At 65.4% G+C, this 25,009-nt stretch carries 23 protein-coding genes and 4 pseudogenes; 12 read left to right on the top strand and 15 right to left on the bottom strand.

What is annotated here, in order from left to right; translation table 11 throughout:
- Window positions 1-96 precede the first annotated feature (96 nt).
- Genes PIB19_RS04210 through PIB19_RS04200 form a run of 3 tightly spaced genes read left to right on the top strand, consistent with a single transcriptional unit; the run spans window position 97 to window position 3,646 of the window.
- Window positions 97-2,238 carry a type I secretion system permease/ATPase gene (locus tag PIB19_RS04210; RefSeq protein WP_271239796.1) on the top strand — a complete coding sequence of 714 codons (2,142 nt, stop codon included), beginning with the start codon at window positions 97-99 and terminating at the stop codon, window positions 2,236-2,238.
- Window positions 2,235-2,939 carry a biotin/lipoyl-binding protein gene (locus PIB19_RS04205; RefSeq protein ID WP_271239795.1) on the top strand — a complete coding sequence of 235 codons (705 nt, stop codon included), beginning with the start codon at window positions 2,235-2,237 and terminating at the stop codon, window positions 2,937-2,939. The genes PIB19_RS04210 and PIB19_RS04205 overlap by 4 nt, the downstream gene beginning before the upstream one ends.
- Window positions 2,876-3,646: an HlyD family type I secretion periplasmic adaptor subunit gene (locus tag PIB19_RS04200; protein ID WP_271240907.1), complete on the top strand. Its 771-nt coding sequence runs from the start codon at window positions 2,876-2,878 to the stop codon at window positions 3,644-3,646. Before PIB19_RS04205 ends, PIB19_RS04200 begins: the two co-directional genes overlap by 64 nt.
- A gap of 94 nt (window positions 3,647-3,740) precedes the next feature.
- Here PIB19_RS04200 and PIB19_RS04195 read toward each other — a convergent pair whose 3' ends face one another.
- Both PIB19_RS04195 and PIB19_RS04190 read right to left on the bottom strand, forming a co-directional pair.
- The gene (locus PIB19_RS04195) at window positions 3,741-4,442 is read right to left on the bottom strand and encodes a retropepsin-like aspartic protease family protein (protein WP_271239794.1); all 702 of its coding nucleotides are present in this window, start codon (window positions 4,440-4,442) and stop codon (window positions 3,741-3,743) included.
- Complete coding sequence (locus PIB19_RS04190; protein WP_271239793.1) at window positions 4,439-5,206, bottom strand: MBL fold metallo-hydrolase; 768 nt, start codon at window positions 5,204-5,206, stop codon at window positions 4,439-4,441. The genes PIB19_RS04195 and PIB19_RS04190 overlap by 4 nt, the downstream gene beginning before the upstream one ends.
- A gap of 112 nt (window positions 5,207-5,318) precedes the next feature.
- Between PIB19_RS04190 and PIB19_RS04185 the strand changes: the two genes are divergently transcribed.
- Entirely contained in the window at window positions 5,319-5,630 is a 312-nt protein-coding gene (locus tag PIB19_RS04185; protein WP_271239792.1) for a GIY-YIG nuclease family protein, read from the top strand.
- Between the two features lie 117 nt (window positions 5,631-5,747).
- On the opposite strand, the gene PIB19_RS04180 is transcribed toward PIB19_RS04185, so the two are convergent.
- The 5 genes and pseudogenes from PIB19_RS04180 to PIB19_RS04160 all read right to left on the bottom strand — a co-directional run bounded on the left by PIB19_RS04180 (window position 5,748) and on the right by PIB19_RS04160 (window position 9,490).
- Complete coding sequence (locus PIB19_RS04180) at window positions 5,748-6,527, bottom strand: TatD family hydrolase (RefSeq protein WP_271239791.1); 780 nt, start codon at window positions 6,525-6,527, stop codon at window positions 5,748-5,750.
- A pseudogene (gene metG, locus PIB19_RS04175) lies at window positions 6,524-8,025 on the bottom strand (methionine--tRNA ligase). The gene PIB19_RS04180 and the pseudogene metG overlap by 4 nt, the downstream one beginning before the upstream one ends.
- A gap of 75 nt (window positions 8,026-8,100) precedes the next feature.
- Window positions 8,101-8,730 (bottom strand): hypothetical protein, encoded by a 630-nt coding sequence (locus tag PIB19_RS04170; protein ID WP_271239790.1) that lies wholly within the window; start codon window positions 8,728-8,730, stop codon window positions 8,101-8,103.
- Window positions 8,727-9,089, bottom strand: coding sequence for a phosphoribosyl-AMP cyclohydrolase (hisI, locus tag PIB19_RS04165; protein ID WP_056612814.1), 363 nt, complete (start codon window positions 9,087-9,089; stop codon window positions 8,727-8,729). Before hisI ends, PIB19_RS04170 begins: the two co-directional genes overlap by 4 nt.
- A 152-nt stretch (window positions 9,090-9,241) precedes the next feature.
- A complete protein-coding gene (locus tag PIB19_RS04160) occupies window positions 9,242-9,490 on the bottom strand; it encodes a DUF7218 family protein (protein WP_271239789.1) in 249 nt (82 codons plus the stop codon).
- A 129-nt stretch (window positions 9,491-9,619) separates the two neighbouring features.
- Here PIB19_RS04160 and purF point away from each other — a divergent pair, with 129 nt between their 5' ends.
- Both purF and PIB19_RS04150 read left to right on the top strand, forming a co-directional pair.
- Window positions 9,620-11,077, top strand: a complete 1,458-nt coding sequence (gene purF / locus PIB19_RS04155; protein WP_271239788.1) for an amidophosphoribosyltransferase — start codon at window positions 9,620-9,622, stop codon at window positions 11,075-11,077.
- Window positions 11,078-11,098: 21 nt separating this feature from the next.
- Window positions 11,099-11,808, top strand: a pseudogene (locus PIB19_RS04150) (SDR family NAD(P)-dependent oxidoreductase).
- 92 nt (window positions 11,809-11,900) lie between these two features.
- On the opposite strand, the gene PIB19_RS04145 reads toward PIB19_RS04150, so the two are convergent.
- The 6 genes and pseudogenes from PIB19_RS04145 to PIB19_RS04120 all read right to left on the bottom strand — a co-directional run bounded on the left by PIB19_RS04145 (window position 11,901) and on the right by PIB19_RS04120 (window position 18,141).
- The gene (locus tag PIB19_RS04145; RefSeq protein WP_271239787.1) at window positions 11,901-12,434 is read right to left on the bottom strand and encodes a serine hydrolase domain-containing protein; all 534 of its coding nucleotides are present in this window, start codon (window positions 12,432-12,434) and stop codon (window positions 11,901-11,903) included.
- The gene (locus PIB19_RS04140; protein ID WP_271239786.1) at window positions 12,431-13,054 is read right to left on the bottom strand and encodes a serine hydrolase domain-containing protein; all 624 of its coding nucleotides are present in this window, start codon (window positions 13,052-13,054) and stop codon (window positions 12,431-12,433) included. The genes PIB19_RS04145 and PIB19_RS04140 overlap by 4 nt, the downstream gene beginning before the upstream one ends.
- Window positions 13,054-14,291 (bottom strand): annotated as a pseudogene (locus tag PIB19_RS04135) (class I SAM-dependent methyltransferase). The gene PIB19_RS04140 and the pseudogene PIB19_RS04135 overlap by 1 nt, the downstream one beginning before the upstream one ends.
- Before the next feature lie 162 nt (window positions 14,292-14,453).
- Entirely contained in the window at window positions 14,454-14,843 is a 390-nt protein-coding gene (locus PIB19_RS04130) for a GxxExxY protein (protein ID WP_271239785.1), read from the bottom strand.
- A gap of 22 nt (window positions 14,844-14,865) precedes the next feature.
- Window positions 14,866-15,899, bottom strand: a pseudogene (locus tag PIB19_RS04125) (2-oxoacid:ferredoxin oxidoreductase subunit beta).
- A 301-nt stretch (window positions 15,900-16,200) separates the two neighbouring features.
- Window positions 16,201-18,141, bottom strand: coding sequence for a 2-oxoacid:acceptor oxidoreductase subunit alpha (locus PIB19_RS04120; protein ID WP_271239784.1), 1,941 nt, complete (start codon window positions 18,139-18,141; stop codon window positions 16,201-16,203).
- Between the two features lie 198 nt (window positions 18,142-18,339).
- Here PIB19_RS04120 and PIB19_RS04115 point away from each other — a divergent pair, with 198 nt between their 5' ends.
- From PIB19_RS04115 to PIB19_RS04090, 6 genes are all read left to right on the top strand, one after another.
- The gene (locus tag PIB19_RS04115; RefSeq protein ID WP_271239783.1) at window positions 18,340-18,876 is read left to right on the top strand and encodes an RNA pyrophosphohydrolase; all 537 of its coding nucleotides are present in this window, start codon (window positions 18,340-18,342) and stop codon (window positions 18,874-18,876) included.
- Window positions 18,877-18,894: 18 nt separating this feature from the next.
- On the top strand, window positions 18,895-19,788 hold the full coding sequence (locus PIB19_RS04110; protein ID WP_271239782.1) for a DUF481 domain-containing protein: 894 nt from the start codon (window positions 18,895-18,897) through the stop codon (window positions 19,786-19,788).
- A gap of 124 nt (window positions 19,789-19,912) precedes the next feature.
- Entirely contained in the window at window positions 19,913-21,121 is a 1,209-nt protein-coding gene (locus PIB19_RS04105) for a hydrolase (protein ID WP_271239781.1), read from the top strand.
- Entirely contained in the window at window positions 21,118-22,128 is a 1,011-nt protein-coding gene (locus tag PIB19_RS04100) for an arginine N-succinyltransferase (protein ID WP_271239780.1), read from the top strand. The genes PIB19_RS04105 and PIB19_RS04100 overlap by 4 nt, the downstream gene beginning before the upstream one ends.
- Before the next feature lie 5 nt (window positions 22,129-22,133).
- Window positions 22,134-23,387: an N-succinylarginine dihydrolase gene (locus PIB19_RS04095; RefSeq protein ID WP_271239779.1), complete on the top strand. Its 1,254-nt coding sequence runs from the start codon at window positions 22,134-22,136 to the stop codon at window positions 23,385-23,387.
- A gap of 65 nt (window positions 23,388-23,452) precedes the next feature.
- Window positions 23,453-23,665 (top strand): hypothetical protein, encoded by a 213-nt coding sequence (locus tag PIB19_RS04090; protein ID WP_271239778.1) that lies wholly within the window; start codon window positions 23,453-23,455, stop codon window positions 23,663-23,665.
- Between the two features lie 12 nt (window positions 23,666-23,677).
- Here PIB19_RS04090 and PIB19_RS04085 read toward each other — a convergent pair whose 3' ends face one another.
- A complete protein-coding gene (locus PIB19_RS04085) occupies window positions 23,678-24,076 on the bottom strand; it encodes a hypothetical protein (protein WP_271239777.1) in 399 nt (132 codons plus the stop codon).
- 152 nt (window positions 24,077-24,228) lie between these two features.
- Window positions 24,229-24,993 (bottom strand): winged helix-turn-helix domain-containing protein, encoded by a 765-nt coding sequence (locus tag PIB19_RS04080; RefSeq protein WP_271239776.1) that lies wholly within the window; start codon window positions 24,991-24,993, stop codon window positions 24,229-24,231.
- Between the last annotated feature and the right edge of the window lie 16 nt (window positions 24,994-25,009).

The following is a 25,009-nucleotide window of genomic DNA, read 5'->3' as shown; positions in this document are numbered from 1 at the left end:
GGCGAAAGCGACGGCGTGATTTACAAATTGTTTTACGCAGGCATTTGAAATATTGAGAAATTGCGCAGGTCGGGGCTGCGGGTTGGGGGATTTATCGTGATCGAGGGCCAGGCCGCGTCGTCGGCCGCGTTGAACGCGTTCGTACTTGTGGCGCGTTTTCTGGGAGTCCCCGCCGATCCGGCACAGATCGCGCATGAGCAGGGAACCGCCGAGGGTTTCCGGCTCGAGGATTTGGCCCGCGCAGCCAAGCGTATCGGAATCGTAGCGCGGATTCAGCGAACCAGGGTTGCCGATCTGATCAAGCGGCCGCTTCCGGCTCTAGCGGAGATCGAGTCCGGCGACGCCCTGATCCTCCTCAAGATCGACGAGAGCGAGGAGGGCCGCCGCTTACTCATCCAGCGCGGCGATGCCGAACGGCCCGAAATATGGCCGGAGGATCAGTTCGCTGCACACTTCACCGGCCGCCTGTTGCTGATGACCACGCGCGAAGCGATTGCGGGCACCAGCCGGCCCTTCGACATCAGCTGGTTCATCCCCGCGCTCGTAAAATATCGCAAGCCGCTGCGCGACGTCCTGATCGCTTCGTTCTTCCTGCAGCTGATGGGGCTGGTCTCGCCGCTGTTCTTTCAGCTCGTGATCGACAAGGTGCTGGTCCATCAGTCGCTGTCGACGCTGGACGTGCTCGCGATCGGGCTGGCGGTGGTGCTCACCTGGGAAACCGCGCTTTCGGGCCTGCGCAACTGGCTGTTCGCGCATTCGACCAACCGGGTCGATGCGGAGCTTTCCTCGCGCCTGTTCCGCCACCTGTTGAACCTGCCTCTATCCTATTTCGAAGCGCGCCGTGTCGGCGACAGCGTCGCGCGGGTGCGCGAACTCGAGCGGATTCGCGAATTCCTCACTTCCAACGCAGTGACGGTGGTCATCGATCTCTTCTTCACCATCGTCTTCTTCGCGGTGATGTATCTCTACAGCCCGATCCTGACGTTGATCGTGGTGCTGTCGATCCCCTTTTATGCGGCGATTTCGATCCTGATCACGCCGGTGCTGCGCGCGCGCCTCGACGAGAAATTTCGCCGCGGGGCGGAAAACCAGGCGTTTCTGGTGGAGAGCGTGACCGGCATCGGAACCCTGAAGGCAATGGCTGTCGAGCCGCAGATGCGCGCGCGTTGGGAAAGGCAGTTCGCCGGTTACACCCAGACCGGTTTCTCGGTGATGACCCTGGCCAATTGGGGCAGCCATGCGATCCAGCTGGTCTCCAAGCTCACCACCGTCGCAATCCTCTATTTCGGCGCGAAGCAGGTGATCGCCGGCGAATTGACGGTCGGCTCCCTCGTCGCCTTCAACATGCTCTCCGGCCGCGTCGCAGCGCCGATCCTTCGTCTGTCCCAGCTTTGGCAAGACTTCCAGCAGGTCCGCATCTCCGTCGATCGCCTCGGAGACGTGCTGAACGCGCCGGCCGAGCCCGAGCACAATCCCAATCGCGCGAGTCTTCCCGCGATCCGCGGCGAGATCCGGTTCGACAATGTTCGCTTCCGCTATCGTCCCGACGCACCAGAGGCGCTCCGGGGCGTCGAGCTCGAGATCGCGGCAGGGGAGATGCTCGGCATCGTCGGCCCGTCGGGCTCGGGCAAGTCGACGCTGACCAAGCTTGCCCAGCGGCTCTATGTTCCGGAACAGGGCCGGGTGCTGGTCGACGGTGTCGATCTCGCGCTGGTCGATCCTGCATGGCTGCGGCGCCAGATCGGCGTGGTCCTCCAGGAGAATATCCTGTTCAATCGCTCGGTGCGGGAAAACATCGCGCTGACCGATCCTACGCGTCCGATGGAGCAGGTGATCGCCGCCGCCGAGATGGCGGGTGCGCACGAATTCGTGCTCGAACTCCCGCATGGCTACGACACGGTGATCGATGAGCGCGGCGCCAATCTCTCGGGAGGCCAGCGACAGCGGCTTGCGATCGCCCGCGCGTTGGTGACCGATCCCCGCATCCTGATCCTCGACGAAGCAACGAGCGCGCTGGATGCCGAGAGCGAGGAGGTCATCCAGCAGAACCTGAACGTCATCGCCAGAGGGCGCACGGTAATCATCATCGCCCACCGGCTTTCCGCAGTCCGGCAATGCGACCGCATCGTAACCGTGGAAGCGGGCAGCATAACCGAGGACGGCGACCATGACACCTTGCTTCGGGCCGGCGGGCGCTATGCGCAGCTCTACTCGAAGCAGATGGGCGTCGTCGCATGAGTTTCGCCGATCGCATGCCCAATCTGATGCATCATTGGCGCGTGCTCCGGACCGCGTGGCGGCTGGAGAGCGAAGCGAAAGCCGCGCGCCGCCCGCGGCTCGATCATGAATTCCTGCCGGCCGCGCTCGAGATCATGGAGAAGCCGCCGAGTCCGGGGTTGCGCTGGTTGATGCTGATCTTGTGCACGCTCTTCGCGATCGCGTTGCTCTGGGCCTGCCTCGGCAAGGTCGACACAGTTGCTGTGGCGACGGGGAAAGTGGTGCCTTCGGCCAACGTCAAGATCATCCAGCCGATCGAGATCGGTGCCGTGCGGGCCATCCATGTCCGCAACGGCCAGCATGTGCGGCGCGGACAGTTGCTGATCGCGCTCGATCCCACGCTGGCCGGGGCGGACGACGCGCAAGCCACGCAGGGATTGCTCTCCGCCCGGATGACGCAGGCCCGCAACGATGCCTTGCTCCGCTATCTTGGGACGGGCCGCCTCTCTTATTCGCCGCCGCCCGGAATCCCGGCTGCCGTGGCCGAAACCCAGGCGCGCTTCGTGCGCGCCGCAGTTGCGGAATATGAAGCCGAGCGCGCGAGTCTGCAGGAAGCCGTGCGCAAAGCGCCGCGGACCTTGCCGGCGCCAATGCCGAGATCGCAAAGCTCAACCAGACGCTGCCCCTGGTCGATCAGCAGCTGGAAGGCCGGCGGACGCTGAGCGACAAAGGCTATTTCTCGAAGCTGAAGCTGCTCGAATACGAACAGCTGCGCGTCGAGCACATCCAGAATATCGCCGTACAGCAAAGCTCGGCGGCCAAGGCGCGGGCCGCCATCGCCAATATCGAGGCGCAGATCGCGCGCCTGCGAGAGACGTTCGGGAAAGCGGCCTTTACCGAGCTTTCGGAGGCGGAAGACAAGGGTGCCGTCGCCGGCGAGGAGATCCGCAAGACGGCACGACGGCGGCAATATCAGGAGCTTCGTTCGCCGGTGGACGGTGTCGTCCAGCAGCTCGCTATCAACACCGTGGGCGGAGTCGTCCAGCCCGCACAGGCGCTTATGGTAGTGGTGCCCTCCGCCGAGGAAGTCGAAGTCGAGGCGCAGATACTCAACCGCGACATCGGCTTCATTCGGGTGGGGCAGCCGGTTCGGGTCAAGCTCGAAGCCTTTCCCTTCACTGATTATGGCCTGATCGAAGGCGAGGTGGCCTCGATCAGTCGCGACGCTATCGAGGACGAAAAGCGCGGTCTGATCTACGCAGTGCGCGTCCGGCTGAAGCGCCGGACCATCGCCGTGCGTGGCAAGGACATGCCGATCGGACCCGGTCTGGCGGTGCAGGCGGAGATCCGGACCGGCGAGCGCCGGATCATTCAATATCTGCTGTCACCCATAGCGCAAACCCTGGACGAAGCCGGCCGGGAACGCTGATATGCGCGATGCCTAGGCGAGGTGCTCTAACTGGGCCCTACATTATGCCAGAACGATAATATACATTATGTTAAATTGAGACCGGGATTGCGGTTCAGATACCCTCGTCGCTCCCCGCGGCCCCTCTCGGAGCCCTGCGGCGCGGTTCTGCATCGGTCGGCACCGTCGTGGCATCGCTGCCTTCGTCGCTCGCGCCGGCCCTGGGCTCGAGAATCAGCGTGCGGTTCTCGACGCGCCAGCTGTGCAGCCGCGACAGGAAGTTCATGCCGAGCACGTCCAAGTCGCCGAAGCTCTCCGACACCACCACGCCGAGATCCTCGGTCTCCAGCGGGCCGATCGCGAGCTTCTCGATCCGCCCGCGTTTCGCCGCGACAGTGCCGTTGGCGGTCTCGATCATCGCCGGCAGACCGTTGCTCGTGCCGATATTCGCCGACGCCGCGGTCTCGTCCGAGATCGCCGTGATCGTCGCGCCGCTGTCGATCAGCATCCGCCGCTCGACGCCGTTGAGCTTCACGCGCGCCCAGAAATGGCCGTCGGGCGCCATGCGGATGCGCACGGTCTTGCCGTCGACCTGCTGGTCGTCGATCCCGAGCTTCGCCGATGCCGTGGCGAACAAGGCGCCGATCTCATTCCGATGCGCCACTGCGAGCACGGTCAGCACGATGATCAGCGCCCAGCTGACCAGCGAGCGCACGACGAAGCCGAACGAGAGCCGGCGCACCGAAAGCGCGCTGAGGACGAGCACGAGCACGCCCACCAGCCAGATCAGGTCCATCGTGTCCCAGGACGAATTCACGCGCGCATCTCCAGGCCGTCAAAGCCTGGTTCGACCCCTGCGGGCAGCTCGGCGGCCAGCTGCATATAATCCATCGATTGATCCATATGAACCAGCGCGGAACGCCGCGGCGCGAGCTCCCCTATCCAGCCCAGCACCTGTTCGAGGTTCGGGTGCGTGGGATGCGGCGCACGGCGCAGCGCATCGACCACCCAGATGTCGAGTCCGGCGTAAAGCGCGCGCATATCACTCGTCATTTCATGGAAGTCTGTGGCATAACCTATTGATTTTCCGTTACTATCGAAACGAAGGCCGGCTGAGGTTATGCCCCCGTGCGGCTGATCGGCGATGGTGATGCGGATATCGCCGATGACGAGGCTGTCGGGCAGCGGCTCGATCGCGACCGTCGGGCGATAGAGCGCGCGGCCGAAGAATGCATAGTGGAACTTGGCCTGGAGCTGCTCGAGCGTGAACGGTCGCGCGAGCCCTCGCACCGGCTCGCCGCCGCGGGCGTGCATGAGCTGGCGCAGATCGTCGATGCCGTGGGTGTGGTCGGCATGATCATGCGTCCAGATCACGGCATCGACATCGGAGATGTCCGCGGCGAGGAGCTGCTCGCGCATATCCGGACTGGTGTCGACGAGGATCGTGGTGGTTTCGGTGGTGACGAGGACCGAGGCACGGGTGCGGCGGTTGCGCGGGTCGTTCGGGTCGCAAATGCCCCAATCGTTGCCGATCCGGGGCACACCGGAGGACGTGCCGGAGCCGAGGATGCGGATTTTCATTCAGTTCCCTCCGTCACCCCGGCGAACGCCGGGGCCCAGAGCCAAGAGCCGTGTCGCCTGTTGCTCTGGGCCCCGGCTTTCGCCGGGGTGACGACAGGGTATGTTGCACAACATGGAGAAGATTCCAGTCGTCTACATCATGGCGAGCGGACGAAACGGGACGCTTTACACCGGCGTCACTTCGCATTTGATCGGTCGTATCCATCAGCATCGCAACAAGACCTTTGACGGCTTCACGGCGAAGCACGATGTCGATCGCCTGGTGTGGTTCGAGGTTCATGCGGAGATGGAGTCGGCTATCATCCGCGAGAAGCGGATCAAGGAGTGGCGCCGGGAGTGGAAGCTGGCGCTGATCGAAAAGGGCAATCCGACGTGGCGGGATCTGGCGGAGGATTTCGGGTTCGATCCGCTCGAGGACGAATAGCCCCTCGATCGTCATCCCGGCGGAAGCCGGGATCCAGAGTCACGCGCGATATCCTTCGTGGCTCTGGGCCCCGGCTTTCGCCGGGGTGACGATTGGGGGTTTGGAGGGCTCTGGGACTCACGCCAGCGTCTTGGCGAAGAGCTTGTGGAAGTTGTGGCGGGTGGCGTCGGCGAGTGCCTCGGGGTCCTCGCCGCGGAGCTGGGCGAGGAAGCGGCACGTGTCGGCGACGAAGGCGGGCTCGCCGGTCTTGCCGCGATGAGGGACGGGAGCGAGGAACGGGGCGTCGGTCTCGATCAGCAGGCGGTCGATCGGAAGGCGCGCGGCGGTTTCCTGCAGGTCCTTCGCGTTCTTGAAGGTCACGATGCCTGAAATCGAGATGTAGAAGCCGAGTTCCAGCGCGATGTCGGCGAATTCGCCGCTCGCGGTGAAACAGTGGATCACGCCGGGGAAGGCGCCCTTCCCCATTTCGTCGCGGAGGATCTCGGCGGTGTCGGGTTCTGCATCGCGGGTGTGGACGATGATCGGGAGCTGGGTCTCGCGCGATGCGGCGAGATGCGCGCGGAAGCTGACGCGCTGGCGGTCGCGGTCCGAATGGTCGTAATAATAATCGAGGCCGCTTTCGCCGATGCCGACGACGCGGGGGTGCGCGGCGCGTTCGACCAGCTTGGCCGTGTTGACGTGCGGATGCTGGTCGGCTTCGTGCGGATGAATGCCGACGCTGGCCCAGACGTCCCCCTCGCGCTCGGCGACGTGGATGACGTCATCCCATTCGTTCTCGCGGGTCGAGATGTTGAGCATCGCCACCACGCCGGCGTCGCGGGCGCGCGCCAGCACTTCGGGCTGCTGCTCGCCGAGGCCCTTGTAGATCAGATGGCAATGGCTGTCGGCCAGTCTCACGCTTCCTCCACCGCCTGCAGCTCGAGCCTCGGGAAGATGGGGGTCGGCGCGGCGATGCGGAAGTCCTCGTCGTCGGCGGATGGCAGCTGGACGAGCAGCTTGCCCGCCGAGGTGGGGATCACCGGCAGGATCGTGGTGGCGAGATGGCGGATCGCGCGGAGCAGCGTGCGGAGGACCGCGTTCATCCGCTCGGGATCGGTCTTCCGCAGCGCCCAGGGCGCCTGTGCGTCGATATATTGGTTGCAGGCGAACACCCCAGTCATCCACGTCTCGACACCCTGGCTGAGCGCGAGATCGTCGAACGCCACGCGGAAGCCCGCGCAGGCGATGTCGACTTCGGCGAGGAGCACCGCGTCGGCCTCCTCTGCCCTGCCCTCGGGCACATGGCCTTCGCAATTCTTGGCGATGAAGGCGAGGACGCGCTGGGCGAGATTGCCGAAGCTGTTCGAGAGGTCGGCGTTCGCGCGGGTGACGATCGCCTCGTCGCTGAACGTGCCGTCATTGCCGAAGCTGACGTCGCGCAGCAGGAAATAGCGCAAGGCGTCGACGCCGTAGAGCTCGGCGAGCTGCATCGGATCGACGACGTTGCCGACCGACTTGGACATCTTTTCCCCGCGGTTGAGGAGGAAGCCGTGGCCGAAGATCTGCTTTGGCAGCGGCAGGTTCGCGGACATCAGGAAGGCAGGCCAATAGACTGCGTGGAAGCGGACGATGTCCTTGCCGATCAAGTGGATATCAGCGGGCCAGAATTTCTCGAAGCGCGGAACGTCGTGCGGATAGCCGGCACCGGTGATGTAGTTGGTCAGCGCATCGACCCAGACGTACATGACGTGGTCGGGGCTGCCCGGCACCGGCACGCCCCAATCGAAGCTGGTGCGGCTGACCGACAGATCGACCAGTCCGCCTTCGACGAAGCGCATGATCTCGTTGCGGCGCGATTCCGGGCGGATGAAGTCTGGGTTGGCGGCGTAGAGATCGAGCAGCGGCTGCTGATATTTGGAGAGCTTGAAGAACCAGGTCTCCTCGGCGGTCCACTCGACCGGAGTGCCCTGGGGCGAGAGTTTCCCCCTTCCCCGTCGGTGAGTTCCTTCTCTTCGTAGAAGGCTTCGTCGCGGACCGAATACCAGCCTTCGTAGCGATCGAGATACAAGTCGCCGGCATCGGCCATCGCCTGCCAGATCGCTTGGCTGGCGGCATAATGCTCGGGCTCGGAGGTACGGATGAAACGATCGTACGAAATATCGAGAATGTCGGCCATTTCACGGAAATAGCTGGACATTTCGTCAGCGAGTTCGCGCGGTTCGATGCCGCGTTCGCGCGCGGTTTTGACCATCTTGAGGCCGTGCTCGTCGGTGCCGGTCTGGAAGAAGACGTCGCGGCCGTGCTGGCGCTGATAGCGCGCGATCGCGTCGGCGGCGATCATCTCATAGGCATGGCCGATATGCGGACGGCCATTGGGATAGTGGATTGCTGTCGAGATGTAGAAGGGATCGGCCATGCCCGGGCTTTAGGAGCGGCGCGCAATGGGGGCAACCTTGTGTGACAGCGCATGGGTGGCGCGGAGAAAATTGGCTCACACGAAGGCACGAAGACACGAAGAAGCGTATCCGTCACCCCGGCGAAAGCCGGGGCCCAGGGTCACGAGCGATATCGTTTTTGGCTCTGGGCCCCGGCTTTCGCCGGGGTGACGGGAAGAGGGTGAGCCCTTCTCTACTCCCCGCACAGCCGTCGCCCGCTCGAATCGCGCATCGCGGCGGCTTCGGCGGCGGATCTCGCTCAGGCGGGTGGCTTCCAGCCCGGTGAACGAGGCGCGGCGGGCGCAGAGCTTCCTGCAGGCGTCGGGGAGCGCGCCGGGGAATTTGATGCGGTCGCCGTCGTAATGGGCCTCGAAATTGCACCCGTCCTTGCCGAGCGTCACCTTGAGGGTTTCGCCGCTCCGTTCGACGGTGCCGGAACCGCTGCAAGTGATGCGGTCGCCATAATCGACATAGGCGCCCATCCGATAGTTGGAGCCCTTCCGGACGACGCAGATCCGGTCGGTGTCGCGGGCGTAGAGGCCGGTCAGGTCGCTGTCGTCGGGATCGCGGACCAGCCCGCGTTCGATCGCGGCGCTTTCGAGATCCTGCGGCGCCTGGGCATTGCCGCTCCCCTGCCCGCCCCCTGAGCATGCGGTAAGGAGGAGGACCAGAGCGAATGCCCTCATGCGTCGCGGACCAGCCGCCCGTCCTCGATGCGGCGGAAGAAGCAGCTGCGTTCGCCGGTGTGGCATGCGGGGCCTGCCGCCTCGACCTTGAGCCACAAGGCGTCCTGATCGCAATCGATCCGGGCCTCGATCACGCGAAGGACATGGCCCGAGCTCTCGCCTTTCTTCCACAGCCGGCCGCGGCTGCGCGACCAGAAATGCGCCTCGCCGGTGGCGAGCGTCGCCTCGAGCGCCTCGGCGTTCATGTGCGCGAGCATGAGGAGCTCGCCGGTCGCGGCGTCGGTCGCGACGGCGGTGATCAGGCCGGCGGCGTCGTATTTGGGGTTCAGGGCGAGGCTGGTGTCGCGGTTGTCGGTCACATCCCTGCTCTACCCAACTCGTCCAGATCACGGAAGAGCCCCTCCCCGACCCCTCCGCTTCGCGGAAGGGGAGCGAAGGAGCCGCAACGTTCGCCCAATGCGCTCCCCTTCCGCTTGCGGGTGGGGTCGGGGAGGGCTTGGCCCGCAGCCTGCTAGTGCCCCCGGATCGCGTCGATCAGCGCATCCTTGTCCATCTCCGAACGGCCCTCGATGCCGATGTCCTTCGCTTCGTCATAGAGTTCGTCCTTCGAACGGTTCTCGAGATGCGTGCCGCCCTTGTCGAGCGTGCCCGCCTCCTTCGCATTGGCGATTCGCGCTGCCTTTTCCTTCGACGCTCCGTCGTCGCGCAGCTTCTCGTAGAGGTCGTCATTCTTGATCTGCGATCCATGATCCTTGGCCATGATGTGGCTCCTTTCGCCTTGAAAAACCGGCGAAACAGCCCCGTGGTTCATTTCCTTGTGACAAACCGGCGACAAATCGCGACGGAGTGCCTATATGGCCCTCAAGAGTTCCCAACCCCTCGAGGGCTGATGCTTACCACGCACCCGTTTGATGACGACAAGCTGCACGAAGAGTGCGGCATTTTCGGTGTTTCCAATTCCGAGGGCGCTGCTGCGCTCGTGGCATTGGGTCTCCACGCGCTCCAGCACCGTGGCCAGGAGGCGGCCGGCATCACCAGCTGGGACAGCCACCAGTTCCATACGCATCGCGCGATGGGGCATGTCGCGGGCAATTTCGACCGCGACGACATCATCCGCAGCCTCTCCGGCAACACCGCAGCGGGCCATGTCCGTTATGCGACGACCGGCGACACCGCGATCCGCAACGTCCAGCCGCTCTACGCCGAGCTGGCGAGCGGCGGCTTCGCGGTGGCGCATAACGGCAACATCTCGAACGCGATGCGGCTGCGGCGCGATCTCGTCCGGCGCGGCGCGATCTTCCAGTCGACCAGCGACACCGAAGTGATCATCCACCTCGTCGCGACCTCGCAATATCGCACGCTGATCGATCGCTTCATCGATGCGCTCAAGCAAGTCGAGGGCGCCTATTCGCTGATCGTGATGACGCCGGAGGGCATGATCGCCTGCCGCGATCCGCTCGGTATCCGTCCGCTGGTGATGGGCAAGCTCGACGATTCGATCATCTTCGCCTCGGAGACGGTGGCGCTCGACGTGGTCGGCGCCGAATATGTCCGCGACGTCGAGGCCGGCGAGCTGGTGATCGTCAAGGGCAGCGAGGTCACTTCGCACAAGCCCTTCCCGCCGGTCGCGTCACGGCCGTGCATCTTCGAATATGTCTATTTCTCGCGCCCCGATTCGATCGCCGAAGACCGCAGCGTCTATTCGGTGCGCAAGGCGATCGGCGCGCAGCTGGCGATCGAATCGCCGGTCGAGGCCGATCTGGTCGTGCCGGTGCCCGATTCGGGCGTGCCCGCTGCGATCGGCTATGCCCAGCAGAGCGGCATTCCGTTCGAGCTGGGGATCATCCGCTCGCATTATGTCGGGCGCACCTTCATCCAGCCCGGCGACAAGGTTCGCCACCTCGGCGTCAAGCTCAAGCACAACGCCAACAAGGAGTTGATCAAGGGCAAGCGCATCGTGCTGATCGACGATTCGATCGTGCGCGGGACGACCAGCCTCAAGATCGTTCAGATGATGCACGAGGCCGGCGCGGCCGAGGTGCATCTGCGCATCGCCTCGCCGCCGACCCGGCATTCGTGCTTCTACGGCGTCGACACGCCCGAGCGCGCCAAATTGCTCGCCGCCAAGCTCGATGTCGAGGGGATGACCGACTTCATCCATGCCGACAGCCTGGCGTTCGTCAGCATCGACGGGCTGTACAAGGCGCTGGGCGAGGCGCACCGCGCCGACATCCACCCCAAATATTGCGACGCGTGCTTCACCGGCGAATATCCGACCACGCTCACCGACCAGGATGAGCTGCAGCCGGTTGACCAGTTCGCGCTTCTGGAGGAACGGGTCGGCTGACCTGATTCTCCCGGAGTTCGAATGACCGACAAGCCCCTCGCCGACCGTATCGCGCTCGTCACCGGCGCCAGCCGCGGGATCGGCGCTGCCACTGCCCGGGCGCTCGGCGCCGCGGGCGCGCATGTCGTGCTCACCGCACGCACCGCCGGCGGGCTCGAGGAAGTCGAGGAGGCGATCTACGCCTCGGGCGGCTCGGCGACGATCGCGCCGATGGACCTGACCGAGAATGAGAGCGTGGCGCGGCTCGCCGGCGCGGTCGGCGAGCGTTGGCCGGCGCTCGACCTGCTGGTGCTCAACGCGGCGTCGCTGGGCAGCCTGAGCGCAGTGCCGGCGATCGACTTCAAGGAATTCGCCAAGGTGCTGACGCTCAACGTCACTGCCCAGGCGGCGATGCTGGCGGCGTTCGATCCGCTGCTGAAGGCGGCGAAGCAGGCGCGCGTGCTGGGGATCACCTCCAGCGTCGGGCGGACGCCGCGGGCTTATTGGGGCACCTATGGCGCGTCCAAGGCGGCGTTCGAGAACCTCCTGCTCAGCTATGGCGAGGAAGTCCGCCATATCAGCGGCGTGCACGTCGGCGTGGTCGACCCGGGCGCGACCCGGACCAAGATGCGCGCGCGGGCGTTTCCGGGGAGAACCCGGAGACGGTGAAGGCGCCCGAGGCTGTGGCGGAGCGTATCCTGGCGCTGGCCGTTGCCGGGTTCGAGACCGGGCATTTCGAGCGGGTGGAGTAGCCCTTCCCCGTCATCCCGGCGAAAGCCGGGATCCAGAGCCACGAGCGCCCGGGCAGAGAAACCTTGGGCCCCGGCCTTCGCCGGGGTGACGATCAGTGGGTCGCCGCCGCGAACAGCCTGTCGAGGAATGCCGTCCGAGCCAGCCCGTAGTCGCGGTCGCTCGCCTTGTCGGCTGCTGCGGACACTGCGATCACCGTCTTGCTCTTCGGATCCACCCGGATCGTCTGGCCGAAAATGCCCTGTGCGCCGAAGCGCCCTTCCGGGTAGGTCCACCATTGATAGCCATAGCCGCGGCCGGGCACGCCGATATCGGCATGGACGCGAGTCGATTCGGCGAACCAGTTGGCCGGGACCACGCCTTTGCCGCCTTCGAGCGCCAATTGCCCCATCCGGGCATAGTCGCGCAGGGAAACCGACAGGCAGCAGCCGCTGACCTCATGCCCCGACGGATCGATCATCCAGAAGGCATCCTGCTCCATCCCATAAGGCCGCCAGACCTTCTCGCTCAGATAATCGGCGAGCGGTTTCTTCGTCGCGCGCATCACCAGCACGCCGATGAGATTGGTCTCGCCGGTCTTGTAGACCCACTTCGAACCCGGCGCAGTCTCGCGGGGCAGCTTCTTCATGTAATAGACGGTGGGGTCCTCCCCGCCGGCACCGGTTCGAGGAACATGCGGGCGACGTCGGACTTCGCGTCGGTATAATCCTCGTTCCACTTCACGCCCGACGTCATGGTGAGCAATTGCGCGATGGTGACGCCGTCATAGCCGCTGCCGGCGAGCTCCGGGATGTACTTGGTCACCGGCTCGTCGACCGACTTGATGTAGCCGTCCTTGATCGCGGCGCCGACCAAGGTGGACGTGAACGACTTGGCGACCGAGAAGCTGGTCCAGCGCCCTTCCCGGCCATAGCCTCGCGCGTAACGTTCGAGGCGGATCTTGCCGTCCTGCAGGACGATCAGCCCCGCAATGTTCTGGCTGGCGATGAAGGCATCGAGCTCGGCGTCGGAGAACGGCAGCGGCTTGCCCGCGGGCAGCGCGCGGACCTTGCCCCCGGCCTTGACGACATGGCCGGGGAAGATCTTCTCCATGTGCGGGAAATTGGCGTCGCGCTTTTCCTGGCTCCAGAACAGCACTTCGGCGCCGACTTTCCTGAGACCGCTGGTATCCTGCGGCGCGCTTTGCCCCGTCGCGGCACCCGCCATCGTTGCGAGTGCGAGCGCACTCGCCAGCATCCAGGTCTTCATCACCCCTCCTTGACCAGTGTCGCCTGGACGACATCGATGCCGCCGCCGCGAAATCCGCCTTCGCAATACATCAGGTAATAGCGCCACAAGGCGATGAAACGCGCATCGAATTGTGCGGGCAGCAGCCCGCCAGCCGCCGCCGCCTCGAAATTCTCGCGCCAGCGCCGGAGCGTCTCGGCATAATCGAGCCCGAAATTGACCTGATCGCGCCAGTCCATGCCGTTGCTGGCGGCAAGACGCCGGAATTCGCTTGTCCGGATCAGCAACCCGCCCGGGAAAATGTAGCGCTGGATGAAATCGACATTGCCGGCATAGCCTTCGAACAGTGCATCGTCGAAGATGATCACCTGCAGCGCCGCGCGGCCTCCGGGTTTCAGCGCGCGGGAGATCGCGGAGAGATAGGCCGGCCAATATTGGCGGCCCACCGCCTCGGCCATCTCGATGCTGACGACTGCGTCGTAATGGCCGCTGACGTCACGATAATCGGTGAGCGCGAAGCTGGCGCCGCTCATGCCCGCGGTGCGTGCCTCGGCCCAGGCCTTCTGCTCGGTCGACAGCGTGATGCCGTGCACGTGCCGCCCCGCCCGCACCGCCAGTTCGACGAACGAACCCCAGCCGCAGCCGATCTCGAGGATCGCATTGCCGGGCACGGTGGCCGTGCGATCGAGCATCGCCTGGAGCTTGGCTTGCTGAGCCTCTTCGAGCCGCTGGCCGGGGTCGGCGAACCGCGCGCTCGAATAGGTCATCCCCGCGTCGAGCCACGGCTGGTAGAAATCGTTGCCGAGATCGTAATGGAAGCGGATGTTGCGGCGCGATCCGCCGCGATGGTTGCGCCGCAGCCAGTGCCAGAGCCGCTTGGCGAGTCGCCACGGACCGGTCGCCCGCGCGGGCTGCGCCAGGCCGGCGCGGTTGCGGCTGAACAGGGCGAAGAGCTGCACCGGATCGGGGCTGGCCCACTCCCCGCCGCCCAGGCCTCGTACCAGCCGATCGACCCGCTCAACGCGAGCCGCAGCAGTGCCCGCCAGCTGCGAAGATCGACCACCGCGGCAGGACCGTCCGCCCGTCCGCCGAGCAACCGCGCACGGCCGCTGGGCAGCAGCAGTTCGAGGCTGCCCTCGGTAATCCCGCGATCGAGCCGGTCGAGCTGGCGATGGAAGACGGGCGCCAGCAGTTCCAACGGTCCGCCGCCGCGTCCCGTTTCCTGTCTGCGACCCTGTCCTCGCGTCGGCGCGTTCATCACGCCCCTACATGCACGCGGCGGCGGTGCGGGCAAGCGCATTCAGAAGGAAAAATGACTCACACGAAGACACAAAGGCACGAAGAAGGTTCGGAGGAGCGCTTCGCGCCTGTTCCACAACTGCTTCTTCGTGCCTTCGTGCCTTCGTGTGAGAAATCTGTTTTATCTAAAATAGTTATTGGCAATACGCCGCACGCCGTCCCGGAAAGTGGGCGCGCCGAAATTCATCAGCAGACCAAGCGGGAGTTCCATCAGACGGAGATAGGTCAGCACCTGTTTGCCGTGAACCGGGACAAAGGCTTCTGTTGATTTCAACTCGATCAGCAGCCGCCCCTCGACCAGCAGATCTGCCCGAAAGCCTTCTTCGAGCACTATCCCGTTGAAGCAAATGGGTATCGGTTTTTGCCGTTCTGCGGACAGGCCTCGTTCTCTTAGGCTCTGAAACAGGCACACTTCATAGACCGACTCGAGAAGCCCCGGCCCGAGCGCTTCGTGCAGCTTGAAGCCGCAGTCCACCGCTACTCGGGCAAGCGCTTCGATCTCCTCGCTCAATCGCTCCTCTTGGCGCCCTGCCTCACAATGCGTGCGGTGCCTTGTCGACCAGCCAGGTCTGGCCCTTGGCCACGAGCTTCTGCAGATCGGGCTTCTTGCCCTCGCTCGCCGCCTTGTTCTGCGCGACTACGGCGCTTTCGAAGGTCGGTGCGGGATCGTCGTAGAGCACGCCCAGCGCCATCGGGAACGGCCCAAACGGCATCTCGACCAGCATGTGCGCGATCGCGCGATTGGCGGTGTTGTGGACGATCACGCCTGCGGCTTCCCAATCGCCGTCGACGACGTCGACGACCTTGAGCGTCAGCCGCTCCACGTCGAGCGAAAGCCCCTTGGCACCGCCCGCGAAGAGCAGCGGCTTGCCGTGCTCGCACCACATCTGGTTGAGCTGGGCGTTCGGCTTGGCCGTGAACGGTTCGAACACGTCGTCGTTATAGACGATGCAGTTCTGGAATATCTCGATGAACGCCGCGCCCTGGTGCGCATGCGCGGCCTTCAGGACCGAGGGCAGGTTCTTGTGCACGTCGATCGCGCGCGCGACGAACCGCGCGCCGCTGCCCAGCGCGAAGGCGCAGGGCTTGGCGGGGTGATCGACCGAGCCGAACGGCGTGGACGGCGAACGCGTGCCTTCGCGGCTGGTCGGCGAATATTGCCCCTTGGTGAGGCCATAGATCTCGTTGTTGAACAGCAGGATCTGGCAGTTCAGATTCCGTCTGAGCAGATGCATCGTATGGTTGCCGCCGATCGACAGCGCGTCGCCGTCGCCGGTGATGATCCACACGTCGAGATCGGGATTGGCGAGCTTGACCCCGTCGCCACCGCCGGCGCGCGGCCGTGGATGGTGTGGAAGCCATAGGTCTCCATGTAATAGGGAAAGCGCGACGAGCAGCCGATGCCGCTGACGAACACGGTGTTCTCGGGCGTGGCGCCGATCTCGGGCATGGTGCGCTGCACCGCCTTGAGGATCGCATAGTCGCCGCAGCCCGGGCACCAGCGGACTTCCTGGTCGGTTTCCCAGTCCTTGGGTGTGCTGGGCTTGATGGGGGTCAGGTCGTTCATCCGTCCGCCGTCGAATTAGAGTGGCATGCGGGGCACCATAGGTCGCCCGTGTGCATGAACAAGGTTTTGCATCGGGCGCATTGGCTCGAAAGCATCTGGCAACCCGTGCACTCCAGCGAGATCTCGCTTCCGTGCGTCATCGAGGAGGTCGTCGACCGCCGAAGCCAACGGTTTCATGAGGGTGAACATCGAGCGGGCTGCCGCCATTGATCCGGGTTCACCATAAGCGACGAATGCTTGCTCGGCTTTGCAATGCGGACAAGTCGCTAGCATGGCATCCCTCCTTGGGCAGCCGCGCGGGTCACGGATTCACCGCTTCCGGGCTCGGCAATTGCGTATCGTCTGGCCCCAGCTCCTCGGCGCGGTCGCTGTGGAGGTGGCGCGCGATCGCGGCCTCGACCTCGGCGATGGTGAAGGGCTGGCCCGACACCTTGTTGAGCGGCACGGCGTTGACGAGATACTGGTCGCGCAGCACGGTCTTGAGCTGGCCGGTGTTCATTTCCGGTACGAGGATGTGCTCGTAACTCTTCAGCAGATCGCCAAGATTTTTCGGCATGGGCCAGATGTGGCGGAGATGGACATGGCTGACGTCGAGCCCCTTGGCACGAGCGCGGCGGACCGCAGTGGCGATCGGGCCATAGGTCGAGCCCCAGCCGACCACGACGAGCTTGCCGCCCGCCTGCCCCTGTTCGACCGCCTGATCGGGGATGTCGATGCCGAGCACCTTGTCGCGGCGTATGTCGGTCATCGCCTGGTGGTTGCCCGGCGAATAATCGATATTGCCGGTGCCCAGCGCCTTCTCGATCCCGCCGATGCGGTGGAGCAGCCCCGGCGTGCCCGGCTTGACCCAGGGACGCTTGAGCTTCTCGTCGCGCGCATAAGGCAGGAACTTCTCGCCCTCGGCCGGAAGCTCGGTGTGGAAGGTCACCGGGAACGGCGCGTAGCCGCTCATGTCGGGCACTTTCCACGGCTCGGCGGCATTGGCGATATAGCCGTCGGTGAGCAGCATCACTGGGGTCATGTACTGCGTGGCGATGCGCACTGCCTCGATCGCGACGTCGAAGCAATCGGCGGCCGAGCGCGCGGCGAGCACCGGCATCGGCGAGTCGCCGTTGCGGCCGTAGACCGCCTGGTAGAGATCCGACTGCTCGGTCTTGGTGGGAAGCCCCGTGGAGGGCCCGCCGCGCTGTGAATTGACGATCACCAGCGGCAGCTCGGTCATGATCGCGAGGCCCATCGCCTCGCCCTTCAAGGCGATACCCGGCCCCGAGGATGACGTCACGCCGAGCGAGCCGGCATAGCTGGCGCCCAGTGCCGAGGCGATCGCGGCGATTTCGTCCTCGGCCTGGAAGGTGGTGACGCCATATTCCTTGAAGCGCGCGAGATGGTGGAGGATCGCCGAGGCGGGCGTGATCGGATAGCCGCCGAAGAACATCGGCAAATCCGCCAGCTGTGCGCCCGCGACGAGGCCGAGGGAAATCGCTTCGGCCCCGGTGATCGTGCGGTACAGGCCCGGCTCGGACGGCGCCGCCGAGACGTGGCGCTGTGAAATGCCCATGGCGCCCAGCTCGGCGGTCTCGCCATAGGCATGGCCCGCGTTCAATGCGGCGATATTGGCCTCGGCCAGCTCGGGCGCCTTGGCGAACTTGGCCTTGAGCCAGTCGATGATCGGCTGGCGATCACGGTCGAACATCCATAGCGCCAGCCCCAATGTCCACATGTTCTTGCAGCGCAGCGCCTCCTTGTTGCCGAGCCCGAACGGCTTCACGGCATCGAGAGTCAGCTGCGAGATGTCGAGCTTGAGCAATTGCCATTTGCCGAGGCTGTCATCCTCGAGCGGATTGGCGGCATATTTGGCCTTGTCGAGGTTGCGCTGGCCGAATTCGCCCTGGTCGGCGATGATCAGCCCACCAGGCTTGAGCGCATCGACATTGGTCTTGAGCGCCGCCGGATTCATCGCGATCAGCACGTCGGGCTGGTCGCCGGCGGTATCGATCTCGGTCGAGCCGAAATTGATCTGGAAGGCCGAGACGCCGAACAACGTGCCCTGCGGCGCGCGGATCTCCGCCGGAAAGTCCGGGAACGTGGCGAGATCGTTGCCCGCCAGCGCGGTGGCCAGCGTGAACTGGCCCCCGGTCAGCTGCATGCCGTCGCCGGAATCGCCGGCAAAGCGGACGACGATCGCTTCGGGTGCGGAATTGGCCGACGCCTCGGGCGTCAGCTGGTGGGCAGCGGTGGCCATGGCCGGTCTTTATTCCTGCGGTTTGTCTATCGTTGCGAGTGCTCTACGCCTCCCTTGCGATACGCCCAAGGTAGAAAATGCCACGAGGGCTGCAATGGGGGCTTTGCGCTGCCGTCCCGAGGCGGGAATCGAGACCCTTGCCGCGACACCCACCGCAACCCTCTCCCTTGCACGGAGGGGAATGTGTATGGGGTCGCCATGACCGATATCGCATCCCTTCCCTATCGTCCCTGCGCCGGCGTGATGCTGGTCAATCGCGACGGTCGCGTGTTTGTCGGGCAGCGGCTCGATTCGGTGCTCGAGGCGTGGCAGATGCCGCAGGGCGGGATCGATCCGGGCGAGGATCCGCTCGAAGCCGCGTGGCGCGAGCTGTGGGAAGAGACCGGCGTCGCGCGCGAGCATGCCGAACTGGTCGCGGCCGCACCGGAGGAACTCACCTACGACCTGCCCGAGGATCTGATCGCCAAGGTCTGGAAGGGCAAATGGCGCGGCCAGCGCCAGCGCTGGTTCCTGTTCCGCTTCACCGGCGAGGATCGCCACGTCAACATCGCCACTGCCGAACCCGAGTTCCGCGCCTGGCGCTGGGCCGAGCCCGCCGAGCTGCCCGACATCATCGTCCCTTTCAAACGAGAGCTTTATCGCCAGCTCCTCGACATTTTCACGGAACAGCTCGAAACGATCTCGTCCGGCGTAACGATCATTCCGTCGCGCGCTGCCCTTTTGATGCCCTATTAATCTGACTAGGGGAGCGGCATGCGCGCCCTGCTCCTTGTCCTGCCGCTGCTGCTGGCCAACACCGCAGCCGAAGATCCCGTCATTCCCCCGACGATCAAATCGATGCTCGATGCCGCAATGCAATCGGGCAGCGAGGGCGACGTCGCGGTGATCGTCAAATATGCCAGGAACGCCGATCCGGCGAGCGCGGACCTCGTGGTCAAAACCGCGACCGACTGGCGCAACGACCGCCTCGCTCAGGCCAACCGCAAGATCCGCGAGGCGGATTTCTTCGACCTGGTGAAGGGCCGCGCCGAGCTGGGCGGCTATATGAGCACCGGCAACACCGAGAATATCGGGCTCACCGCCGCGATCGAAGTCAAGCGCGAGGCGCTCGAATGGCGTCACAAGCTCCGCCTCCAGGCCGATTACCAGGAGAGCCTCGGCCTCGTCACGCGCGAGCGCTATCTGGCGGCCTATGAGCCCAACTGGAAGTTCGACGACCGCGCCTACATGTATGGCGCCGCGCAATATGAGAGCGATCGCTTCTCCGGCTTCTACGATCGCATCTCGGTATCATCCGGCGCAGGCTACAGCGCGATCAAGTCGCCGGCGGTCAAGCTCGACCTCGAACTCGGGCCGGCATACCGCCTCACCCGCTTCATCGACGACAAGACCGAAAGCAACCTCGCGGCGCGCGGCAGCATGGATTTCGGCCTGAAGCTGTCACCCAGCATCTCGGTGACGCAGAATGCCTCGGCCTATCTGCAGGACGCCAACAGCACGGTATCGAGCCGCTCGGCGCTGCTGGCGAAGCTGTTCGGGCCCTTCTCGGCGCAATTCTCGTACACGCTGCAATATGAAAGCACGCCGCCGATCGGGCGCCAAACCACCGACACCACTAGCCGCGCGGCGCTCGTCGTAGATTTCTGAGGGCATGGTAAATCCTCCCTCGCGCCGCGGGGGAGGATTTGGCGGGTCATGCCATGCCCGCCCTGCATGAGGTCCGAGCGTTCGCCGGGATGACGGCAATAATATTTCGCGCTACGAGCCGGGGATGAGCGGGCTTTCCAGCATCGAGCAGGCGGCGGTCGAGCATGTGGCGCAGGCGCCGATGCTCGCGCGGACCGAAGCCTGGACGGCGATCAACAGCGGCACGCGCAACCTGGCCGGGCTGGCGACGATCGCCGAGATGCTCGCCGACAGTTTCTCGGCGCTCCCCGGCCATCTCGCCTTGGTCGATCCCGCACCGGCGGAGAGCGTGACGTCGGACGGCCGGGTCGAGTCGATCGGGCATGGCCGGCACCTCCATCTGGCGGTGCGCCCCGATGCGCCGGTCCAGATGCTGCTGACCGGACACATGGACACGGTGTTCGGCGCCGACCACCCCTTCCAGGCCGGTCGCTGGCTCGACGACGGCCGCTTCAATGCCCCGGGCGCCGCGGACATGAAGGGCGGCCTGGCGCTGATGTTGGCGGCGCTGGAGGCGGTGGAGGCGAGCCCGGTGGCTGCGCAGCTCGGCTATGAAGTGCTGATCAATTCGGACGAGGAGACCGGCTCCTTCTCCTCGCGGGCGTTGATCGAAGGTGCGGCGCGCGGCAAGATCGCGGCGCTGACGTACGAGCCCGCGCTTCCCGACGGCACGCTCGCCGGCGCCCGCGGTGGCACCGGCAATTTCTCGCTCGTCGTCCATGGCCGCAGCGCGCATGCCGGGCGCAATCCCGAAGAGGGCCGCAACGCGCTGGTCGCCGCGGCGGCGCTCGCGGTACGGCTGGCCGAGGCCAAGACCGCCGGGCTCGCGGTCAATCCGGCGCGGATCGACGGCGGCGGGCCCAACAACGTCGTCCCCGATCTCGCGATCCTGCGCGTCAATTTCCGCCCGCGCGACGAATGGAGCATCGCGATCGCCAAGGCCGCGCTGGAGAAGGCGGCGAGTGACGTCATGGCGTCGCACGACGTCCGCATCGAAGTCCATGGCAGCTTCAATCGCCCGCCCAAGCCGATCGATTCGGGCGCCGAACGGCTGTTCGGCCTGGTGCGCGACGCGGGTTCCGATCTCGGCATTCCCGTCGCGTGGAAGGACACCGGCGGTGTCTGCGACGGCAACAACATCGCCGCCTGCGGCGTCCCCGTGGTCGACACGATGGGCGCGCGTGGGGGCGCCATTCATTCAGCGGAGGAATTTCTGATCCCCGAAAGCCTGCCCGAGCGCGCCGCATTGTCGGCGGTCACCATCCTGCGCATCGCCAACGGAGCGTTCGCATGACCTTCCGCATCCGCGCCGCGCGCGACGAAGACCTGCAGCCGCTCTACGAGATGGCCAAATTGACCGGCGGCGGCTTCACCAATTTGCCGCCCGAAAAGGACGCGCTCCGCGCCAAGCTGGTGCGCAGCCACGCCGCCTTCGCGCGCGACGAGGACGGGCTGTTCGACGATCTGTTCGTGCTGGTGCTCGAAAATGTCGACACCGGGGAGGTTCGCGGCACCTGCCAGATCTTCACGCATGTCGGCCAGCATTGGCCCTTCTACAGCTATCGCATGGGCACGGTGACCAAGCACAGCCAGGAGCTCGACCGGACTTTTCGCGCTGAAATCCTTAGCTTGGTCAATGATCTTGAGGGTTCGAGCGAAGTCGGCGGGCTGTTCCTGCATCCCGGCGAGCGCGCCGGCGGGCTCGGCATGCTGCTCGCGCGCAGCCGCTATCTGTTCATCGCCCGGCATCGCGCACGCTTCGCCGAGCGCGTGCTGGCCGAATTGCGCGGCGTGATCGACGAGGCAGGCGGCTCACCGTTCTGGGACGGCGTCGCGGGGCGCTTCTTCGGAATGAACTTCCAACAGGCCGACGAATTCAACGCCACGCATGGCAACCAGTTCATCGCCGATCTGATGCCCAAGCATCCCATTTACACCGCGATGCTCCAGGAGAGCGCGCGCTCGGTGATCGGCCTGCCCCATCCCTCGGGCCGGGCGGCGATGCGAATGCTCGAAAGCGAGGGCTTCGCCTTCGAGAATTATATCGACATCTTCGACGGCGGCCCGACCATGACCGCGCGCACCGACCTGGTCCGCACGGTACGCGAGGCGAAGGCAGCGCGCGTGACCGGTATCGGACCGGGCTGCGAACCCGCAATGCTCGCCTCGGGCCGGCTGGCCAGTTTCCAGGCGTGTTATGGCAAGGTGACGTCATCGGACGAGGGCGTGGCGATCGATCCTGCCGCCGCGTCGGTGCTCGGCGTCTCTACCGGCGACGAAGTGCTCCATGTCGCGCGGTGAGATCGATGCTGGTTGAGATCAACTTCGACGGGATCATCGGCCCAAGCCACAATTATGCCGGCCTCAGCCCGGGCAATCTCGCCGCGACGCGCAACCGCGGCCTGACCGCGCACCCCCGCGCGGCCGCGCTTCAGGGCATCGCCAAGATGCGGGCGAACCTGCGGCTCGGGCTGACCCAGGGCATCCTCCTGCCCCACGCGCGGCCCGACCATGACTGGCTTGCGGCGCTTGCCTCTGATTATGCCGATGCCGACAGCCACCTGCAGGCGCAGGCCATGTCCGCCTCGGCGATGTGGGCGGCCAATGCCGCGACGGTCTCGCCGGCTCCGGACACTGCCGACGGCCGCTGCCACCTGACCGCCGCCAATCTCGTGACGATGCCGCATCGCAGCCACGAATGGCCCGGTACGCTGGCGCAGCTCCGCCTCGCCTTCGCCGACCCCGCCTTCGCGGTCCACGCGCCCGTTCCCGCCCCGTTCGGCGACGAAGGTGCCGCCAATCATATGCGCCTCGCCGCCACGCATGACGCTCCGGGAGTCGAGGTCTTCGTCTACGGCGAGCCCGGCGGCCCCTTCCCTGCCCGCCAGCATCCCGAGGCCAGCCGCGCCGTCGCGCGACGTCATGGCCTCGACTCCGCCCGAACCCTATTCGTCCAGCAATCCGACGAGGCGATCGCCGCCGGCGCGTTCCACAACGATGTCGTCGCGGTCGCCAACGGCCGTGTGCTGTTCGCGCACGAACAGGCCTTTGCTGACCAGGATCGCTTCTACGACGATCTCCGCGCCGCGTTGCCCGAAGTCGAGATCGTCGAGGTGCCTGCCGACCAGGTCAGCCTCGGCGACGCCATCGCCTCCTATCTGTTCAACGCCCAGCTCGTGACGCTTCCCACAGGCGAAACCGCGTTGATCGTCCCCGAGGAAGCCCGCGAGACGCCGAGCGTCCAGGCGTGGCTCGAGACGCACGTCGCGGGCAACGGGCCGATCCGCCAGGTCGAAGTCGTCGATGTCCGCCAGTCGATGGCCAATGGCGGCGGCCCCGCCTGCCTGCGGCTCCGCGTCGTCGCCGACCCCGCCACGATCGACTCGCGCTTCCTTGTCGACGCGGCGCGGCTGGATCGGATCGCATCGGTGGTGGAGATGCATTGGCCCGAGGCGATCGATGCGGATGCGATCGGGGATCCGGCACTGGTAACGCGCATCGAGTCCGCCCGCCGCGCGCTGCTGGAAACGCTCGGAACTGTCGAATTAATTGACAGGTAACCATCTTCGTTAACGCGCGAATGGCGGATTTCCGGACTTGGCCCGGCGCTTGCTTCATATTCGGCATGTTCGATCGCGTCCGCCGCCTCTTCACGATCAAGACCAAGTTCGAGGCCTATCTCGTGATCTACGGGCTCGGCACCGGCGCAGTGGAGCGCGGCATGCATTATCTCGATCGCTTTCCCGGCCTCGGCGGCAAAATGCTGTTCGTGCTCTGCCCGCTGGCCGTGTTCATGGCCGGCGCCAAGATCCTCGATACCTTCGATGTTCCCCGATAGCTGCTACCGGCCTTATTGCCCGGGCAAAGCACGCGCATGCGGGGCGCCAGGCAACAGGAGCCGCAGCATGAGGCGGGTCGAGCGCAATGCGGCGCGCAACGCTCCGGCAAGAGCCGGACGGACACCCGCCGGGGCGGCCACGCCGTCGTGATCGAACAGTGCGAGCAGCTGTTCCTCGTCGCGGGTGAGTTCGTCGTCACACGGGTCACCCGCTTCAAACCGGCGCCGGAATGCGGCTTCGAACAGCGTCAGTAAACCGTCCAGGACGGGGGCGAGAAACCCGCCGACAGAATTGGGGAAGGCGGCGGCGAGCGTTGGCTGGACGGGCTCGCCGAGATCGCGTGTACGGCGCCAGCAACGCGCGCCGTCGATGAGAGTCGAAGCTGCGGGCGAGGCGAACGCAAGGCGCATGGCGAGTCCTTTTCCGAGTCATCCCCTCTCTGCGGCCTTCCTTTTTCGGAATTGCCGCGCACGACGCGATAGGATCACTCTATGGCGGCAAAAAGACAGGCCGGTTCGTCTCGTCGCACGTCGGTTGTCCTCTGGAGCAGGCGCAGCGGCTCCTATCTTGCGGTTTTGCGCCGCAGCCGTTCGCCGAGACTCTGCATCTGACGCGCGATGTCGTTCGGGATGCGCTGCTCGCCGCCCGTCGTTATTCCCGTCCATAATATGGAGCCGTCGGGTCGCTGCGCGGACATCATGAGTGTCAGGCGGCCATTCCAGATGAAAAGCCACGACTCCAGCCGGACCGCGTCCTTGCGGGGGCTGCTGCCGCGGAAGGTCTGGACACCGCTGAGCTGATCGGCCTGCGCCATGAGCATGGCGCTGCTGGCATTGACGAGCGGCTGATAGGCGCGGTTGCCGGTGGCATTCTGGACGGGCGTGACGACGAGCGCCGGCAAGTCTGCCGCACGCCCGAATATAGCCCAGGCCAGCGCCGCCGCGATCACGAGCGCCAGCATCGCGAGTGCGATGACCACGGGACGAAGCCGGTTCGGGCGGGACGCAGCCGGCGTATCGGCAGGCGGCGCCACCATGAGGCGATAGCCGCGCTTGGCGACCGTCTCGATATAGCGTGGGCTCCGGGCGTCGTCTTCCAGCGCCTGACGCAGATCGCTGATGACCACCGGCACGCTGTTTGCGCTGATCGCGCGGCCTTTCCAGACATGCGCCAATATGTCGTCCGGGGTGACCATCTCGCCCGCGCGGCTGCAAAGGAGTTCGAGCGTGCGCGCGGCGCGGTGTTCCAGGCGACGGCGCTCATCGCCGCGACGCAATTCGTTGGCGTCCGGCTCGAACGACCAATCCCCTATGCTGTGGCTCGTCATCTGGATTCGCAATGTC

Origin of the sequence: Sphingomonas sp. 7/4-4, assembly GCF_027941955.1 — a bacterium.
Classification (GTDB): Bacteria; Pseudomonadota; Alphaproteobacteria; order Sphingomonadales; family Sphingomonadaceae; genus Sphingomonas.
The sequence above is the reverse complement of the archived record's forward strand: the minus strand, read 5'-3'. Positions and strand labels throughout refer to the sequence as shown.